This is a genomic window from Streptomyces sp. MNU76, assembly GCF_020982545.1.
Classification (GTDB): domain Bacteria; phylum Actinomycetota; class Actinomycetes; order Streptomycetales; family Streptomycetaceae; genus Streptomyces.
Genome location: NZ_JAJKLK010000008.1, coordinates 68,451 through 85,611 on the forward strand (window position 1 = coordinate 68,451; position 17,161 = coordinate 85,611).

Below are 17,161 nucleotides of genomic sequence, written 5' to 3' on the forward strand. Positions count from 1 at the left end.
GAAGCCCATGTCCGTCCACCTGGAAGTCGCCGAAGGCGTCGGCACGATCCGCCTCGACCGCCCGCCGATGAACGCCCTCGACATCGCCACCCAGGACCGGCTCGGCGAACTCGCCGCGGAGGTGACCGAGCGAGACGACGTCAGGGCGGTGATCCTTTACGGCGGCGAAAAGGTGTTCGCGGCCGGCGCGGACATCAAGGAGATGAAGCTCCTCGACCACGCGGGAATGGTCAGGCGCTCGCGGCCGCTCCAGGATGCCTTCACCGCTGTCGCTCGCATCCCCAAGCCGGTCGTCGCCGCGGTCACCGGTTACGCACTCGGAGGTGGCTGCGAGCTGGCCCTCTGCGCCGACTATCGGATCGCTGCCGACAACGCCAAGCTCGGCCAGCCCGAGATCCTGCTCGGACTGATCCCCGGCGCGGGCGGTACCCAGCGCCTGTCCCGGCTCGTGGGCCCCTCCAAGGCCAAGGACCTCATCCTCACCGGCCGGACGATCAAGGCTGACGAGGCCGTTCGGATCGGCCTGGTGGACCTCGTGGTTCCGGCCGCCGAGGTGTACGCGCACGCGCGGGACTGGGCCGCCCGGCTGGCGAAGGGCCCCGCACTCGCGCTGCGGGCCGCCAAGGAGTCGATCGACCGGGGCCTGGAGACCGACCTCGACACCGGTCTCACCATCGAGCGCAACTGGTTCGCGGGCCTGTTCGCGACGGAGGACCGCGAGCGGGGGATGCGCAGCTTCGTCGAGGAGGGCCCTGGCAGGGCGACGTTTCTCTGACTGAATGCGGCTCGGAACGGTCGGTCGTGCCGGTCGATCAACGTGCGGGGTGCACCTGTCTTCTGGCGTACACCTCGGGGGTCGGCCTTGCCGCGCACGATCGAGACCAGTACCGGAGAGGGGCGGGGGCTGTTCACCGCCGACGGGCGGCGTGAGGAGGCGGGTCGAGCTGGAGCCGCGCGAGGCGTTGCGCGAACTGCTGGGCGAGCCCTGGCCGGTGGAGATCCCATGTCGTCGACGCCGGCGTGATAGCCCTGCCCGCCTGCCCGCCTGCCCGCCTGCCCGCCTGCCCGCCTGCCCGCCTGCCCGCCTGCCCGCCTGCCCGCCTGCCCGCCTGCCCGCCTGCCCGCCTGCCCGCCTGCCCGCCCGCCCGCCTGCCCGCCTGCCCGCCTGCCCGCCTGCCCGACCGCCCGACCGCCCGACCGGGCAGTCGGCGCGGCGGCAGCTTCCACAACATCCTCGATCCCCGCACCCGGCCTGCTCTATCTGATCCCCGGCTCCAAGGAGGGCGGCGGTCGTGGCCGACCGGCTGAATCCGGCAACCACGGCCGCTGCCGGGCCGGAGCCGGGTGGCCGGGCCGCGGGACCGCGAGCGACTCGTGCGGTGGTACCTGGAGTTCGCCGCCGACGTCGGTGAGGTGCCCTCCGAGGCCGCCGCCGCCCGCTTCGCCGACGGGCGTGTCACCCTGTGGGGGAACCCGGACGGTATGCCCGTCTCCCTGGCCGGGGTCACCCCGGTGATCGCCGGGCATGTGCGGGTGACCACCGTCCACACCCCGGCGCACCTGCGCGGGCGCGGATACGCGGGTGCCGTGACCGCCGAGGCGAGCCGTGCCGCGTCGGCCGCCGGCGCCCGGCAGGTCCTGCTGTTCACCAACCTCGACAACGCCACGGCCAACGCGCTCTACCTGCGCTCGGTCATGTTCCGGTCGGCGACTTCGCCGGGTACGACTTCTCGCCGGAACCGCTGTGACGAGGAAGCCCCGGGAGGTGTTGGCCCGGTCCCGGGGCAGCAGCAGCGGGTTTGCGGAGCAGCAGGAGGGCCGCGTCGTCGTGCAGGCGGCCGCCCACGTGTTTCAGCAGTTCGTCGTGCAGGGCCGTGAGGGTGTGGGCCGGCTCCTCGGAGAGATGGTGCGCCAGTCGCTCCGGGAGCGGGTAGAACTCGCGGTCGCGGTCCCGGGCCTCCGTGACGCCGTCGGTGTAGAGCAGCAGCTGATCACCGTCGGCGAAGGGCAGTGTCTGCAGCGCGGGGGTCTCGCCGGTGAGAGCGCGCAGCCCGAGGGGCGGCGCCGGCAGGGCCGGCTCCACGGGGACCACGTCGGCGCCGCGCACCAGCAGCGGCGGCGCGTGTCCGCAGTTGACCAGCTCCAGCCGATCCGGCTCGGGGTGCCCGGCGACCACGGCGGTGACGAAGTCGTCGCTGCGCAGATTGCGGGCCAGGCTCCGCTCGATCCGGTCGACCACGGCGAGCAGGTCGGGCTCCTCGTACGCCGCCTCCCGGAACACCCCGACCACCAGGGCGGCGACCCCCACCGCGGGCAGCCCCTTGCCGCGCACGTCGCCCACGATCAGCCGCACCCCGTAGGGGGTGGGCACGAGCGCGTACAGGTCCCCGCCGATACGGGCCTCGGCGGCGGCCGCGCTGTACCGGACGGCCACCTGGAACGGGCCGACGACCGCCGGCACCGGCTGCAGCAGCGCGTGCTGGGCGGCCTCGGCGACCGAGCGGACGGCCGCCAGGACCCGCTCGCGGTGCCCGCGCAGCGCACCGGCCAGTCCGCTCGCCACGGTGACGGCCGCCAGCGCGGACAGCACCGCGGCCAGCTCGTGTCCCCGCGCGCCGTCCCGGACGCCGAGCATCGTGCCCAGCACTCCGGCGAGCAGCCCGACACAGAGGACGCCGCCCGGCCCGCTGGTGGTGGCGGCCAGCGCCGGCCCGGCCGCGAGCAGCGGCAGCCAGGTGTGTCCGGCCCCGCCGAACAGGCCGACGACCACGATGACGGACACGATCAGCACGAGCACGACGGGCAGGACGGGCGTACCGGAGGCGAGCTGCGCGGCGACCCGGTTCCGGGCCGCCGCCCCCGGGGCGGCCGCTCGTCCCCGGGACGGCCGGATGGGCTCCTGGTTGCCGCCGAGCTCTCGGGTGTGACTCATGTTTCGCCCGCAGTCCTCACCTGTGCGTGGAGCATGCGCTCCAGAATTGTCCGTTTGATCCAGGAAAAAGGATGGGCGCGGGCGCCACAAGGAGCCGATTTTCAGATAGTGAGCGACAGGCCCCTGGTGACCCGGCTCGCGGTCGGGAGCAGCCTGGCCCGGACCTCGTCGAGCCGGGAGAGCCGGTCCGCCCGCAGCGAGACCCCGAGCGAACCGAGCGTGTCCCCGCTGTACACGGGCACCGCGACACAGACCGTGCCGAGGGAGTACTCCTCCAGATCGGTGACGGCCGGTGCGATGGGGGAGGAGTCCAGTCGGCGGAGCAGTTCCGGGGCGTCGGTGATGGTCCGCGGGGTGAGGTCCGCCAGGTGGTGCCGGGAGAGATAGTCCCGGCGGGACTCCTCGTCCAGCTCACGCAGTACCGACTTGCCCAGCGCGGTGGCGTGCCCGGCGTCCTCGAACCCCACCCAGAGGTCCACCCGGGGCGCCCGGGCGCTGTCGACGATCTCGGCGACCCGGATCTCACCGTCCTCGTAGAAGGTGAGGTACGCGGCGGTGGTGAGCTCGTCCCGCAGCGCGGCGAGCGTCGGCCGGACCCGGCTGAGCAGGGCCTGCCCCCGGCCGGTGCTGTGCAGGGCCGTCACCTTGTCGCCCAGGACGAAGCCGCCGTCGGCCAGTTTCCGCAGATAGCCGTCGTGGACCAGGGTCCGCAGCAGGTGGTATGCGGTGGCCAGGGGCAGCCCGGTCTCCCGTGCCAGCTGTTTCGCGGGCGCGCCGTTCTCGTGGGCGCTCACCGCCTCCAGCAGGCGGAAGGCCCGCTGCACGGAGGTGATGAGGGTGGGGCCGGGGCCTTCGTGCGCAGCCATACGACCAGCGTGCGCCGGGCACGCGACGCGGGCAAGCTCCGCCCGGGCGAGCTCGCCCGGGCCGGGCAACTGCGCCGGGGGGCTCCTCGACCCGGGACGATCACTTCCACCCGTACGCGTAGGCCGCGACCCAGGTGATGTCGAGCTGGGCACTGCTGCCCGGTGCCGCGCCTGGTCCCTCCAGGGCGCTCTCGTTCTGCAGCACCCACGACAGCGGCCGGTCCGGCACGTCCCGGGTGTCGTGGCCCACCTGCCGCCCGTCCACGAAGAACCGCACATGACCCGGCGTCCACTCCGTCGACACGGTGTGCCACCGGGTCCAGTCGTCGCTCCCCGGGAAGTACCCCTGTTCACCGCCGCCGCAGGGATGGTGGAAAGCGGTGAGGTCGCCGGTCCACTCACCTTCGGGATGGTCCATCTCGCAGCCCCCGCCGTAGTGCAGCCAGGCCGACTTGTATCCCGGGGCGAGCTTCGTCACCTTGATACGGGCGCTGTACTTGCCGTACTTCATCTGCATGACCGCACGGGGTACCACCGCCGCAGCGTGCACGGGACCCCCGTCGGCGGGCCGCCACATCCGGATGAACATCCGGCCGTCGCCGTTCTCCGCAGGGCCCACGCTCACGGTGTCCTCCGGGTGGTAGACACCCACGACGTCCCGGCCCCGGTCGTTGGCCGTGTCGCGCCAACCCGTGGGGTACGCCCACCAGTTGTCGCGGTACGCGCCGGTGAGGCCCCCGCAGTGGGCGGCGGAGGTGTCGACCCGGTGCTCGCAGTCGCTGAACCCGCCCAGCGGCACCCGGTCGCCGTCGAAGTCCTCCGCGAGGACCTGCCAGAACGGCCCGCAGTCGCCCCGGGGCAGGTCGGTGTCGGCGACACGGCAGGCGTCGGCCGACACCGGCGCTCCCTCGGCACGGGGAACGCCGACGAGCGCCACCAGCAGCAGGAGACCCACGGAGGGCCACACCGCGCGTCCACGACGTTTCGGTGCCGCGTGCGAACCCATCGGACAGCCCCCTTCGTCCCACCGCGGGATGCGTGGCGCGAGGGAGCATCGTCACCGCACGACCGCTCCGGCGCCATCCCCGCGGCCGGGCGCCTTCCGGAGGGTCGTACTCCGCCATCGCCGAGGTGAATCGGCGGTTTCGGGTACTCGGGGCCCGGAGCCGGACCCGACGCGTCCGGGACGTCGGACCTGAGGAGGTACGCGATGCGACTGCGGGAACACGTGGTGGTGACGGGAGCGTCCAGCGGGATCGGCCGGGCCACGGCCGAGGCCTTCGCCGGCAAGGGGTGCGCCGTGGTACTGGCGGCCCGCCGTGAGGAGGCGCTGGAGGCGACGCCCGGGAGTGCGAGACGCACCGCGGGGCGCGGACGCTGGTCGTGCCGACCGACATGACCGACGCCAAGGCCGTCGAGGACCTGGCGAGGCGCGCGGTGGAGGAGTTCGGCCGGATCGACGTCTGGGTCAACAACGCGGCCGTCAACGCCTTCGGCCGGTTAGAGGACGTACCGCTGGAGGACTTCCGGCGGGTCCTGGACGTCAACGTGATGGGCTACGTCCACGGGGCGCGGGCGGCTCTGCCGGTGATGCGCGCGCAGGGGCGCGGGAAGCTCGTCAACATCTCCTCGATCGTGGGAGCCGTCGCCCAGCCCTACAGCCACCCGTACAGCATGTCCAAACACGCCGTGCAGGGCTTCGGATCCAGCCTGCGGCAGCAGTTCCCCCGGCATGAGCAACCAGACGTTCCCCCCGTGCCTCGACATCGGCTGCCAACTCCGGGAGACAACCACCTCGTTCCAGCGCTTCCGCGCGTATCTCCCGGGCAACCAGTTCCGTGAGGCCGCCGCCGCGTTCCGTCTCCTCACCGCGCGACTCGAGGAGAGCCAGCGCGCCGTACTGGGTGGCTCAGGCCCCCCGCCGTCACCGCCCAACGTCCGGCGCAGCGGCCCCGGCCGGTGTCACCGGCCGGGGCCGACCGGTGAGCGTGGGCGTGCCCTCGGTGCGGTAGTGAGGTCAGGCGTGGTAAGGGCCCCGGCCTTGCCGTGTGCGCGGCCTCATAGCTGGAAACCGCAGGTCAGCAGCGCAGCGCGCCTTCGGTGCGCGCCGGGGGCGTGGTAAATGCCGTGGCGCGCGCCGAGGTGCTCCTTGTGTGCCCTGACGTGGGCTGATGCCGGTCCGGGAGGCTGGTGGGGTTCGTTCCGGCCGAAACCGAGGTCTCTGTGATGCCGGTGAGCTCGCAGGTCAGCATGGTGCCGAGGGCCGTCCGCGGGAACCGTGGAGTGTTGCTGTGAGCACGTGCGTCAGAATTCCTGATTCACCCTGGCCCTCCCGGAACGGCGTACCGCTCGGCCGTTGAGGGAGGGGCTCTGGACATGGACGTACTGCACGAACGCTGCGCCGGTGTGGACGTCAGCAAGAAGGACGCCAAGGCGTGCATCCGCACCCCGAGTACGAAACGGCGTGGGTCGTTCACGAACCAGACCACGACCTGGGGCGCGACGACGAACGCCGTGCTCGCCCTGCGCGATCACCTGCTCGCCGCCCAGGTCACCCTGGTGGTGATCGAGGCGACCTCGGACTACTGGAAGCCCTTCTACTACCTGCTGGCCGACGAGTTGAACGTGATCCTGGTCAACGCGCGGCAGGTCAAGAACCTGCCCGGCCGCAAGACCGACGTCTCGGACGCGGCCTGGCTGGCCCAGCTCGGCGCCCACGGCCTGGTCCGTGCCTCGTTCGTCCCGCCGCAGCCGGTGCGCGAGTTGCGGGACCTGACCCGGGCCCGGACCCAGATGACCCGCGAGCGCGGCCAGATCGTGCAGCGGCTGGAAAAGCTGCTGGAGGACACCGGGATCAAGCTTGCCGCGGTCGCCGCCGACATCATGGGCGTCTCCGGCCGGGCCATGCTCGAAGCCCTCATCGCCGGGGAACGCGACCCGCAGGCCCTCGCTGAGCTGGCCAAACGCAAGCTCCGCAACAAGATCCCCGAACTCACCGAAGCCCTGACCGGACGCTTCCGCGCCCACCACGCGTTCCTGACCCGGCTGCACCTTGACCACTACGACCAGCTCACCGACGCGATCGGGCAGCTGGACGCACGGATCGAGGAGGCGATGGCCCCCCTTTCGTCCTGCGCTCGACCTCCTGGACACCATCCCCGGGATCAACCGGGCCGTCGCCGAAGTGATCATCGCGGAGACCGGCGGCGACATGACCCGGTTCGCCACCGCCAAACACCTCGCCTCCTGGGCCGGCGTCTGCCCCGGCCACCACGAGTCCGCCGGCCGCACCAAGAACACCAAGGTCCGGCCCGGCAACCCCTACCTCAAGGGCGCCCTCGGCCTGGCCGCCTTCGGCGCGGTCAGAACCAAGGACACCTATCTCCAGGCCCGCTACAAGCGGCTGACCGCCCGCCGCGGCCCCCTGAGGGCCCTGGTCGCCGTCGAACACTCGATCATCACCGCGATCTGGCACATGCTCACCAACCACCTCCCCTACCACGAACTCGGCGGCACCTACTTCACCCAGCGCGACCCCGAACGCGCCACCCGCCGCGCGATCAACCAGCTCAATCAACTCGGCTACACCGTCACCCTCAACCCGAGGGAGCACGCAGCCTGACACAAGAAACCCGGACACCCGGTGGCCAGCACGGCCACCGGGCACCCAGACCTGCCCACCACCGCCCTGACCTGCACCTATTTACGCGTCAGCGGCCTGCGCCTCGCAACGCGGGCCCTCGGCGTGAACCCTTCACGCTGGGCGGACGTATTGGTTAACTGTAGGTAGTTTGGGTACTTCGCCCTGGTATCAACCGGTGAACTCCGGGCACAGAGGAAGTCGGCTGACGTGGATGCCCGCCGACATACAGACACGGAGGCTCTCATGAGCACGGTCAAGGAAGCGGTCGAAGTCGAGGTCCCGGTCGGCACCGCCTACAACCAGTGGACCCAGTTCGAGCAGTTCCCGCACTTCATGGAAGGAGTCGAGGAAGTCAGGCAGCTTGACGAGCGTCACAACCACTGGACGACCAAGATCGGCGGGAAGAAGCGCGAATTCGACACCGAGATCGTCGACCAGCTCCCCGACGAGCGCATCACGTGGCGCACCACTACCGGTGACACCAGGCAGAAGGGCACGGTCCGCTTCCAGCGCCTGGACGACACGCGCACCCGGGTGGAGCTTGTCATGGACATCGAGCCCTCCGGCGCCGCGGAGAAGGCCGGTGACATGCTCGGAATGATCGATCGGCGTGTGAAGGGCGACATGCAGCGGTTCAAGGAGTACATCGAGAGCCGCGGAGGTGAGTCCGGAGCCTGGCGTGGACGGATCAAGCCCGAAGGGTAACGCCCTGCCCGGCTCCCGCGCGGCCGGCTCTCGATGCGTCGGCCACGCCACAGGTCAGGTGCCCCGTTGCCAGGGGCGGTGCGGGTCGGAGACACAGACCTGCGGCCGTGGGTGGAAGGGGTGAAGGGCGTGCGGGTATGCACGGTGATGCCCGCGACCATCGACACCCCGCACTTCGAACAGTCGGCCAACTACACCGGGCGCAAGGTCGTCGCCATGCCGCCCGACTACAGCCCTGAGCGGGTCGCCAAGGCCGTCGTCGACCTGGTCCGGCATCCGCACCGGGAAGTGGTGGTCGGCCCGGCCGGGCGGGCCCTGGTGCGCAGGGCGCGGAAGAACCCGGCCCTGGCGGAGCGGGTGATGGCCAAGCAGACCGACAAGACCCATCTGTCCCACGACGAGGCGGCCCCGGCCACGCACGGAACGCTGCACGTCCCCGCTCCCGGCGAGGGAGCGGTGCACGGCGGCTGGGGCGGTCGGCGCGGTGCTGGGCGCGGTCGCTGCGGGACGCCGGATCAGCCGTGAGACGGCCGCCTGACCGGGCTGACCGACGGGCTGACCGCCTGAGCGGACCCGACCGGGCTGCTCGGCCCGGCCGAGCGGACGAGACGTGGGGGCGGGCGAACGGCCCGCACCCACGCGGACTCTCAGCCGCGGACTCTCAGCGCGACGGTTCCACTTCGGCGGGCGCCGCGCGACCTATCGCGACGCGGGTTGCCGCGCCGGTACCCGGACGGACTCCATGACGAAGCCGCTGCGCACCCGTGCCGGCATCCGGGTCAGCGGGATCCGCAGGTCCTGCGCGGGCACCTCGTACTCCAGCCGGGCCATGACCGTACGGCCGTGTCCCAGGCGTCGGCGACCTGCTCGACCAGGTCGCCGACCGCCTTCGGACCGGTGAGCAGCGAAAGGAACATCTCCTTGCGCACGCGATGGGCCGGACCGTCCAGGGTGTGCACCGCCCCGTGGCCGAAGAGGGTGCTCAGCACCGGGCCGGGCAGCGCCGACGCCCGTTCCACGTGCCGCTCGTCGTAGAAGAACCGGACGGCCTCCGGGCCCCACAGGGCGACGGTGTGTCGTCCCGTCAGGCGGGCGCGGACCAGGGGACCGGCGGTGCGGCGCCGACGGTCGGGGAGCCAGGTGTACCCCTTGAGCAGGGCCGCGAGTGAACTGTCGACCAGCGGAGTGCGAGGACTGGGATTCATGCCGACCCGAGTGCCCGCACCGGTCCGCCGGTAACGCGGGGAGCGCGGGCACCGCACGGATGGTCGAAAGCGCGCCGCAGACCGTCGTGACAAGGGGCTCGTGCGACCCCGACGAGGGGACGTTCGCGCCCCCGACGAGAGGGCGGTCGCGGCACAGAGGTGTTACACCCCACGGAACTCGGTACTCCGCACGGAGACCACCAACCGGTCGAACACCCCCGGAGGCGAGCATGAGCGACGAGAACATGGCGGACGACGCCTACCAGCCCACCGGTGGCAATGAGGAGCAGGAGGACGCCGCTCCCCTGGATCTCCAGGACGCGCTCGACGAACGTACGTACGACGACATGCTGGACGAGGGCTATTCGCCGCCGGAGAGGCCGCTCGGCGTCACCAAGAGCGGGACCACGGCCGCCGAGCAGCACGAGGGCGAGTCCCTCGACGACAGACTGCGGCAGGAGGTGCCCGATGTGGAGGTCCCGGCGGGGGACGGCATCGGAGACCTCCCTGGCGGAGAGGGCGAACCCCTTGATCCGGAGGTCGGAGCGGACCGCGCCGGCCGCCTCGTCGCACCCGACGAGGGCGCCCGGACGGACACCACCAAGGAACTGATCGCCGAGGACGAGGGCATCGACGGCGGCGCGGCGGGCGCGGAGGAGGCAGCTATGCACGTCGTCCCCGACGACGCGCTGTTCACGACGGACCCGCCGGAGGTCTGAAGGACTCGCATCGGCCCACCCTTCGGCCCACCCTTCGGCCCGCGCGTCGGCCCACCCTTCGGCCCGCGCGTCGGCCCGCGCCTCGGCTCGGTGCCGACCGCCGCTCCGCCGCTCCGCACGCGGCCCTGTCGCGGCCGCGGGGCGAGCGGTGCACAACGGAGCATGAAGGTGTCGGCCGGGCTGCGCGCGGGGATCGGTGGCTTGCCAGGCGGCTGGCGGTTCGCGGCGGCCGGGGCGGTGGGCGCGGCCGGCGAGCGGCGGCGGTGGGCCTGGCGGCGCTGACGGTGGCACAGGTCGGCTCCAACGCGCTCGGCAAGCAGCTGATCGACCGGCGCAGGCCGCCGAGGGAGTGGTTCCCGCACGCCGAGGCCGACGAGCGTCCCGCGTCGTCGTCGCTCCCGTCCGGCCACACCGCAGGCGCGGTCGCGTTCACGGCCGCCGCCTGGCCCACCTGGCCCGCGGTCGGCGCCGTGTGCGCGGTCCCCACCGTGCTCGTGGCCGTCGAGCGGGTGCCGAGCGGCGCCCACTTCCCGAGCGATGTCGCCGCGGGCGCCGTGATCGGCCTGGCCGGTGCCTGGAGCGCCCGCCGCCTCCCACGCCTGCTGCTTCTCGCCGTCCGCCGACTGCCCTGACGCGCAAGGGCGTGCCGGATCACGAGGAGTGCATGACCGGTGTGACCGGTCGGCGGTCTACTCGGCGATGTGGCGCTGGAGCCAGTCGGCGGCGGTCCGGCGGAAGATCCTGCGGCTGTCCGCGCGCAGGAAGTCGTGGCCCTCGTCGCGGAGCAGCAGCAGTTCCGCCCGCAGACCGCGCTCCCGGGCCGCACGGACGAACTGCTCGGACTCGCCGAGCGGCACATTGGTGTCGTGCTCCCCGTGGACCGTGAGGACGGGGACGCGCAGGGCGTCCACGCGGGTCATCGGGGACAGCGCGTGCAGCAGTTCACGGTCGTGCTCCGGGTGGCCGTACTTGTGCGCGGCCGACTCCGCGATCCACGGCTCCGTACCGGCGTAGAAGGTCGCGAAGTCGGACATGCCGCAGGCCGCGACGCCGGTGCGGAAGAGGTCCGGGTGCCACACGAGGGACGCCATCACCAGGTAGCCGCCGTAGGAGCGCCCCATCACGGCCAGCCGCCGGGGATCGGCGAGACCGGCGACGACGACATGGGCCGCGCAGGCGGCGACGTCCTCGATCGCGGCGAACCGGCCCGTCCCGAGGTCGGCGTCGACGAACGACCGGCCGTGCCCCGACGAGCCGCGCACGTCCGGCGCGAAGATGTCGAGGCCCCGGCCCAGCAGCTCGTGGTAGAGCGGGTTGAACACCGGCCGCTCCTGCTCCTCCGGTCCGCCGTGCAGATGGATCACACAGGGCGCGGGCTCCCCGGCTCCCCGGTCGGGAGCCCGGTAGTACCAGCCGCTCAGCGGCAGTCCGTCCCGCGCGACGGGCCGCAGCGGCACGGGCCGTACGGGCGGGCGGCCGGGCGGGACCGCGTCCTCGTCCCGGGACGACCACGCGGTCCGTCGCGCGGTGCCGTCGGGGAACCACCACACCCCGGGGGCGGCGCTGCGAGCCGGACAGGGCCAGCACGAGTCCCGCCCGCCCGTCGACGCGCGGGATGCGCGTCACGACCTCGTGCGGCAGCGACACCCTCCGCGACGGCCCCACCCGGGCCTCCCCGGCGGACGTCGGCGACACGGAGGTGACCTCCAGCTCGGTGGCGCCGCGCACGTTCCAGGCGAGGGCAGCGGTGTACCCGTCATGACCGAGTGCCAGCAGCTCCAGTCCGCAGTCCGCGCGCTCGGCGGCGACGCTCCGCCCCAGGGCCGTGCCCTCGGCGTCGAGGCGGACGGCGAACAGCGCGGCGAACTCACGGGCCGCGTCGCTGCGCAGCCACAGCGTTCTGCCGTCCGGGGAGAACCGGCCGATCCACGGGTCCCCGTCGGCGACGTGCAGGGCGAAGGCGGTCCGCAGATCGCCGGTCCGGACGACGAGGGCCTCGCGGCGGCCGCGCGGCCCCCGGCGCAGGAGGGCCAGCCGCCCGTCCCTGCTGATGTCGCACACGCGCAGGGTCGCCGCGCCGCGTTCCACCGCCAGCAGGGTGGGCGCCGCCACGCCCAGGGGGTCGACCAGATAGGCGGCCAGCCCTCCGCCCGACGTCCTCTCGCGGGCCGTCTCGCCGTCCCTCTCGTGGGCGCCGGGCGTCCCCGCGTCGCCCCGGTCCTCGGGGCCCCGCGTGTCGCGGCCGGACCCGGGGCCGGCCGCGCCGTGGTACGGGCCGCCCAGGAGCACGGCCCGGCCGTCGCGGGTGGCCCAGCCCGGCGGGCGGGGCGCGGTGTAGGTGTCCGGATCGGCGAGGCCGGGGCCCGAGGGTGCGGCCCACTCCTCCCCTTCGGCCCCGCCGGGCGTGCGGACCGGCTCGGCGACGGTGACGGCGACGGCCGTACCGTCGTGCTGCCAGCAGCCCAGATACGCCGAGCTGCCCGGTTCGGCACCGGCGAGGATGCGCCGACCGGTCCCGTCCGGCCGTACGCACAGCACCCTGGTGTGCTCGCCGCCTCCCGGGGCGGTGGTGTAGGCGATCCAGCGACCGTCGGGCGACCAGGCCACCTCCTTGACCGGGTGCGGATCGGAGTCCAGCAGATGGACCTCGTCCCCGCCGACCGGCCCGGTCCACAGCTGGGGGACCCCGCTCCGGTCGCAGATGAACGCGACGTACTGACCGCTCGGGTCCACAGACGGGTACCAGCAGCCGTGCGATCGCAAGGGCTGTGGCGTGTCCAGCGGGGCGGCGGTGTCCGGCAGCGGGACCGGCACCGGGGCCGTGGCTGTGGCCGGCGTCGGCACGAGGGCCGTGCCTGCCTGTCCGTTCGTTCCCGGTGTCCCTGGGGCCGCGGCGGTCGGGCCGTGCTCCTCGGGCGCCACGGGGTCCCGTCGACGAGGTCCTCGCCGACGGGGAGGGGCGGGGAGCCCGTGAGGGGTGCGCCCCGGTCACCTGATTCCGTGCGTTTGCAGCCATATCTCCAGCAAAGCTATCTGCCACAGCTCGTTCGCCCCACGCCTGGCGCGGTGTTCGTCCGGGGCCGCCAGCAGCCTGGCCACGTAGGCGTCCCGGAAGATGCCGCGTGACCTGGCCTCGGGCGCGGACAGGGCCTCACGGACCCGCCCCAGCACGGGTCCCGCCATGTGCTTGACGGCGGGGACCGGGAAGTACCCCTTCGGCCGGTCGACGACCTCGGCGGGCAGGACCTCGCGGCCCGCGGCCTTGAGCACCCCCTTGCCGCCGTCGGCGAGCTTCAGCTCCGGTGGGCAGACGGCGGCCAGCTCCACCAGCTCATGGTCGAGGAACGGGACGCGGGCCTCCAGGCCCCAGTCCATGGTCATGTTGTCCACGCGCTTGACCGGGTCGTCGACGAGCATCACCTCGGCGTCGAGCCGCAGCGCCGCGTCGAGCGCGGTCTCGGCGCCGGGGCTCGCCATGTGGGCGCGCACGAAACGGCCGGAGACGTCGTGATCGGGCAGCACGTGCGGTTGCAGCATGCCGGCGAGGTCGGAGTGCGAGCGGTCGAAGTACGTCTCGGTGTACGCCTCGGACGCCCGCTCTCTCGGGGCGGGGGCGATGTCCGGGTACCAGTGGTAGCCGGCGAAGACCTCGTCGGCGCCCTGGCCGCTCTGCACGACCTTCACCTCCTTCGCGACCTGTTCGGCGAGCAGGTGGAAGGCCACCACGTCATGGCTGACCATCGGCTCGCTCATCGCCTCGATCGCCGCGTCCAGGGCCGTCGACACCCGGTCCGAGGGCACCATCAGCTGGTGGTGGTCGGTGGCGAAGTGCCGGGCGACCAGGTCGGAGTAGGGGAACTCGTCGCCCTCCTCGCCGCCCTCGGACTCGAAGCCCACGCTGAACGTCGCCAGATCGCGCTGCCCCTCGTCGGCCAGCAGCGCCACGATCAGGCTGGAGTCCAGGCCGCCCGACAGGAGGACGCCCACGGGCACATCGGCGACCATGCGCCGGCGGACGGCGGTGCGCAGCGCTTCGAGCACCGCGTCCCGCCAGTCGTCCGCGTCCATCCCCGCGTCCCCGGGGCGACGGGTGTACGGCGGCTGCCAGTAGCGGATGTCGCGGTGGCTGCCGTCGGGCTCCACCACCCGCACGGTCGCCGCGGGAAGCTTGCGCACGCCCGCGAGCACGGTGTGCGGTGCGGCCACCGTGGCGTGCCAGCTCAGGTACTGGTGCAGCGCGACCGGGTCGAGGGAGGTGTCGACGCCGCCGCCCGCCAGGAGCGCCGGCAGCGAGGAGGCGAACCGCAGCCGTCCCGGCGCCTGGGCCAGGTACAGCGGCTTGATGCCCAGCCGGTCGCGGGCCAGCACCAGGCGTCCGGTGGCCTGCTCGACGATGGCGAAGGCGAACATGCCGTAGAAGTGGTCGACGCAGGACGTGCCCCACTGCCGGTAGGCCTTGAGCACCACCTCGGTGTCGGAGCCGGAGAAGAAGTGGTGGCCGAGGCCGCGCAGTTCCTCGCGCAACTCCTTGTAGTTGTAGACGCAGCCGTTGAAGACACCGGCGATGCGGCCCGCCGGGTCCGTCATCGGCTGGGCCCCGCACTCGGACAGGTCGATGATCTTCAGCCTGCGGTGACCCAGGGCGACGGCGTTCTGCGACCACAGGCCCCTGCCGTCCGGGCCCCGGGGTGAGAGTCGGTCGGTCATGCGCTCGACGGCGGCCAGGTCGGGCCGTCCGCCGTCGAAGCGGATCTCTCCGCTGAGACCGCACATCAGACCGCACCTCCTCGCGGGGGGTGGCCGTCGGCCGGGCCCGGGGGCGGTACCTCGATCGGGCAGGAGCCGGTGCGTTTCGGGTGCGTCTCCGTCTTGCTGCTGGGCATACGAGCCACTCCTTGATCACGGTGGCACCGGCTCCACGGGGCGGACGACGGGTTCTCCGTCCGGGTCTCCGCGCCGTGACCTGTCGCGGGGCGGTGGCCGGTGCCTGTCTCTCCGCACCGCCCCGCGGGGTCAGCCGCCGATGGACTCGACCGAGTACGCCGCCGAGGTCCCCGCCGGTCCGGCCCCACCGGCCGCGGCGACGGGCCGGCGGACGGCTCCGGGGCCGGTGCCCTGCCCGTGGTCGCCCCGGGTGTCGGCGACCGCCGCCTTGACACAGGCGAGCAGGCCTTCCCGCTCGGCGACCTGGCGCAGCCGGTGGGCGGCGCTGCCCCGGGCCAGGGCCTCCTCGGTGAGCGTGCGGACGGTGTCCCAGTCGCCGAGGGCCTCCAGGGCCGGGCGCAGCCTGCGGACCATGGTGTGCACGACCTCGGGGGCGGGCGTGGCGGCGCGCGTGACCGGGTCGACGAGGGTGCCCTCCAAGCCCGCCTGTGCCGCCCGCCAGACCGCGGCCCGCAGCCACTCGTGCCTGCCGTCGCAGCCCGCGCCGGGCCGTTCCAGGCCGGCCCTGGCGTCCTCCACGAGGGCGCGGAAGAGACCGGCTATCAGGACGACCGTCTCGACGCGCGGGCAGGCGTCGCAGATGCGCAGCTCCAGGGTCCGCTGGTGCTCGCTCGGCCGCAGGTCGTAATAGACCATGCCCGGGTCCTTGATCACGCCGGAGCGGATCAGGTCCTCGACGGCGGCGTCGTACTCGGCGGCCCCGCCGAAGCAGCCGACCGGTCCCGCGGTGGGCCAGCGCTGCCACAGCATGGTGCGCCAGCTCGCGTAGCCCGTGTCCGAGCCGAGCCAGAACGGCGAGCTGGCGGACAGGGCCAGCAGCGGGGGCAGCCACGGCGACACCGCGCACATGATCCGCACGGCCGTGTCCCGGTCGGGCACGTCGACATGGACCTGCGCGCTGCACACGAGCTGCTCGTCGGCCACCTTCCGGTACTCGTCGACCAGGGCCCGGTAGCGGAAGTCCGGGGTGGCGTCACCGGGCGTCACCCGCGCGAACGGCACGGTCCCGGCCGCCACGACGGCCAGACCGAGCCCGGTGGCCGCCTCGTCCAGCCGCCGCCGTGCCCCGCTCAGATCCGTGTGCAGGGAGTCGAGCGCGGAGTGGACGGGGCTGTTCCACTCCACCGCCGACCGTTGGAGCTCGGCCTTGAACTCGGGGCCGGGCAGTCTGCCGAGGACCGCGCCGGCCCCGGGGACCAGTCGCCCGTTCTCCGCGTCCAGAACGTGAAACTCTTCCTCTACGCCTACACGAACGGTCACGGCTTCTCCCTCATCCGTACCCGAGATCGCCTGCCGGGCCGAGGCCCTTCGACGACCGCTGCGTGGTGCGAGTTCCCGACAAACGCACAAATAGTCCCATCTCTGCACGTCCGCCGCCAATGCGTCATGTGTCAGCGGTGCTCCGCCGGTCCTGGCGACGGATGGGGCGGGCGGTGTCGAAAGCGGCGTTCGCCGATCGACGTGAGAGTGAAAGCAGTACGACCCAGGACTTCAGGAGTACCTCACCGTGACCGTGACCGTGACTGCGGATTTGGCCATCTCCCTCGACGGGTACCTCGCCGGCCCCGGCGTCTCACCCGACAACCCGGGCGGCGACGGTGCCGAGCCGCTCTTCGAGTGGATCCACAGCCTGGCGAGCTGGCGCGAGCGCCAGGGCATGACCGGTGGCGAGGAGAACCGGGACTCCGAACTGATGCGCGAATGGTTCGATGCCACCGGGGCGGTGATCATGGGCCGCACGATGTACGACCTGGGCGAGGAGTTCTGGGGCGACAACCCGCCGTTCCGGACCCCCGTCTTCGTGCTGACCCACCGCCCGGGGCCCACCCTGGTCAAGGAGGGCGGCACCACCTTCACCTTCGTCGCCGACGGTGTCCACGGCGCCCTCGACCGGGCGCGGGCCGCGGCCGGGGGCCGCAACGTCGACATCGCGGGCGGAGCGGACACCGTGCGGCAGTACCTCCGGGAAGGGCTCATCGACGAACTGCACCTGCACGTCGTGCCCGCACTCCTCGGGGACGGGCTGCGACTCTTCGACGATCCGGCCGCCGGACGGCGCGACCTCGAGACGGTCGGGGTGGTCCACACCCCGCTCGCCACCCACCTGAAGTACCGCTTCGTGCGGTGATCGGGCTGCCGGACGAGCG

At 72.9% G+C, this 17,161-nt stretch carries 11 protein-coding genes and 4 pseudogenes; 8 read left to right on the forward strand and 7 right to left on the reverse strand.

From position 1 onward, the window contains the following. Nucleotides 1-7 precede the first annotated feature (7 nt). Nucleotides 8-775: an enoyl-CoA hydratase/isomerase family protein gene (locus E4N62_RS20540; protein WP_230216465.1), complete on the forward strand. Its 768-nt coding sequence runs from the start codon at nucleotides 8-10 to the stop codon at nucleotides 773-775. A gap of 918 nt (nucleotides 776-1,693) precedes the next feature. Here E4N62_RS20540 and E4N62_RS20545 read toward each other — a convergent pair. The 3 genes from E4N62_RS20545 to E4N62_RS20555 all read right to left on the reverse strand — a co-directional run bounded on the left by E4N62_RS20545 (nucleotide 1,694) and on the right by E4N62_RS20555 (nucleotide 4,804). Continuing rightward, entirely contained in the window at nucleotides 1,694-2,932 is a 1,239-nt protein-coding gene (locus E4N62_RS20545; RefSeq protein ID WP_230216467.1) for a PP2C family protein-serine/threonine phosphatase, read from the reverse strand. 101 nt (nucleotides 2,933-3,033) lie between these two features. Then, complete coding sequence (locus tag E4N62_RS20550) at nucleotides 3,034-3,798, reverse strand: IclR family transcriptional regulator (RefSeq protein ID WP_184897535.1); 765 nt, start codon at nucleotides 3,796-3,798, stop codon at nucleotides 3,034-3,036. 100 nt (nucleotides 3,799-3,898) lie between these two features. Further along, the gene (locus tag E4N62_RS20555; protein ID WP_230216469.1) at nucleotides 3,899-4,804 is read right to left on the reverse strand and encodes a glycoside hydrolase family 16 protein; all 906 of its coding nucleotides are present in this window, start codon (nucleotides 4,802-4,804) and stop codon (nucleotides 3,899-3,901) included. A gap of 204 nt (nucleotides 4,805-5,008) precedes the next feature. Between E4N62_RS20555 and E4N62_RS20560 the strand changes: the two are divergent. The 4 genes and pseudogenes from E4N62_RS20560 (at nucleotide 5,009) to E4N62_RS20575 (ending at nucleotide 8,671) form a co-directional block, all read left to right on the forward strand. Continuing rightward, nucleotides 5,009-5,640, forward strand: a pseudogene (locus tag E4N62_RS20560) (SDR family oxidoreductase). Nucleotides 5,641-6,174: 534 nt separating this feature from the next. Continuing rightward, a pseudogene (locus tag E4N62_RS20565) lies at nucleotides 6,175-7,420 on the forward strand (IS110 family transposase). A gap of 264 nt (nucleotides 7,421-7,684) precedes the next feature. Continuing rightward, entirely contained in the window at nucleotides 7,685-8,146 is a 462-nt protein-coding gene (locus E4N62_RS20570; protein WP_230216471.1) for an SRPBCC family protein, read from the forward strand. Nucleotides 8,147-8,275: 129 nt separating this feature from the next. Next, a complete protein-coding gene (locus E4N62_RS20575; protein WP_230216473.1) occupies nucleotides 8,276-8,671 on the forward strand; it encodes a hypothetical protein in 396 nt (131 codons plus the stop codon). 296 nt (nucleotides 8,672-8,967) lie between these two features. On the opposite strand, the pseudogene E4N62_RS20580 reads toward E4N62_RS20575, so the two are convergent. Further along, nucleotides 8,968-9,351: pseudogene (locus tag E4N62_RS20580) on the reverse strand (cytochrome P450); the annotation flags it as partial. Nucleotides 9,352-9,581: 230 nt separating this feature from the next. Here E4N62_RS20580 and E4N62_RS20585 point away from each other — a divergent pair. Both E4N62_RS20585 and E4N62_RS20590 read left to right on the forward strand, forming a co-directional pair. Beyond that, nucleotides 9,582-10,070 (forward strand): DUF5709 domain-containing protein, encoded by a 489-nt coding sequence (locus E4N62_RS20585; RefSeq protein ID WP_230216475.1) that lies wholly within the window; start codon nucleotides 9,582-9,584, stop codon nucleotides 10,068-10,070. A gap of 263 nt (nucleotides 10,071-10,333) precedes the next feature. Then, nucleotides 10,334-10,702, forward strand: coding sequence for a phosphatase PAP2 family protein (locus E4N62_RS20590; protein WP_230216477.1), 369 nt, complete (start codon nucleotides 10,334-10,336; stop codon nucleotides 10,700-10,702). Nucleotides 10,703-10,759: 57 nt separating this feature from the next. Here the strand turns inward: E4N62_RS20590 and E4N62_RS20595 are convergent. The 3 genes and pseudogenes from E4N62_RS20595 to E4N62_RS20605 all read right to left on the reverse strand — a co-directional run bounded on the left by E4N62_RS20595 (nucleotide 10,760) and on the right by E4N62_RS20605 (nucleotide 16,274). Further along, nucleotides 10,760-12,914, reverse strand: a pseudogene (locus tag E4N62_RS20595) (prolyl oligopeptidase family serine peptidase). A 144-nt stretch (nucleotides 12,915-13,058) separates the two neighbouring features. Continuing rightward, nucleotides 13,059-14,843, reverse strand: coding sequence for an N-acetylglutaminylglutamine amidotransferase (locus tag E4N62_RS20600; RefSeq protein ID WP_230216479.1), 1,785 nt, complete (start codon nucleotides 14,841-14,843; stop codon nucleotides 13,059-13,061). 240 nt (nucleotides 14,844-15,083) lie between these two features. Next, complete coding sequence (locus E4N62_RS20605) at nucleotides 15,084-16,274, reverse strand: glutamate--cysteine ligase (protein WP_230216481.1); 1,191 nt, start codon at nucleotides 16,272-16,274, stop codon at nucleotides 15,084-15,086. Nucleotides 16,275-16,527: 253 nt separating this feature from the next. On the opposite strand from E4N62_RS20605, the gene E4N62_RS20610 reads away from it, so the two are divergent. Then, entirely contained in the window at nucleotides 16,528-17,142 is a 615-nt protein-coding gene (locus E4N62_RS20610; protein WP_374117034.1) for a dihydrofolate reductase family protein, read from the forward strand. Nucleotides 17,143-17,161 lie beyond the last annotated feature (19 nt).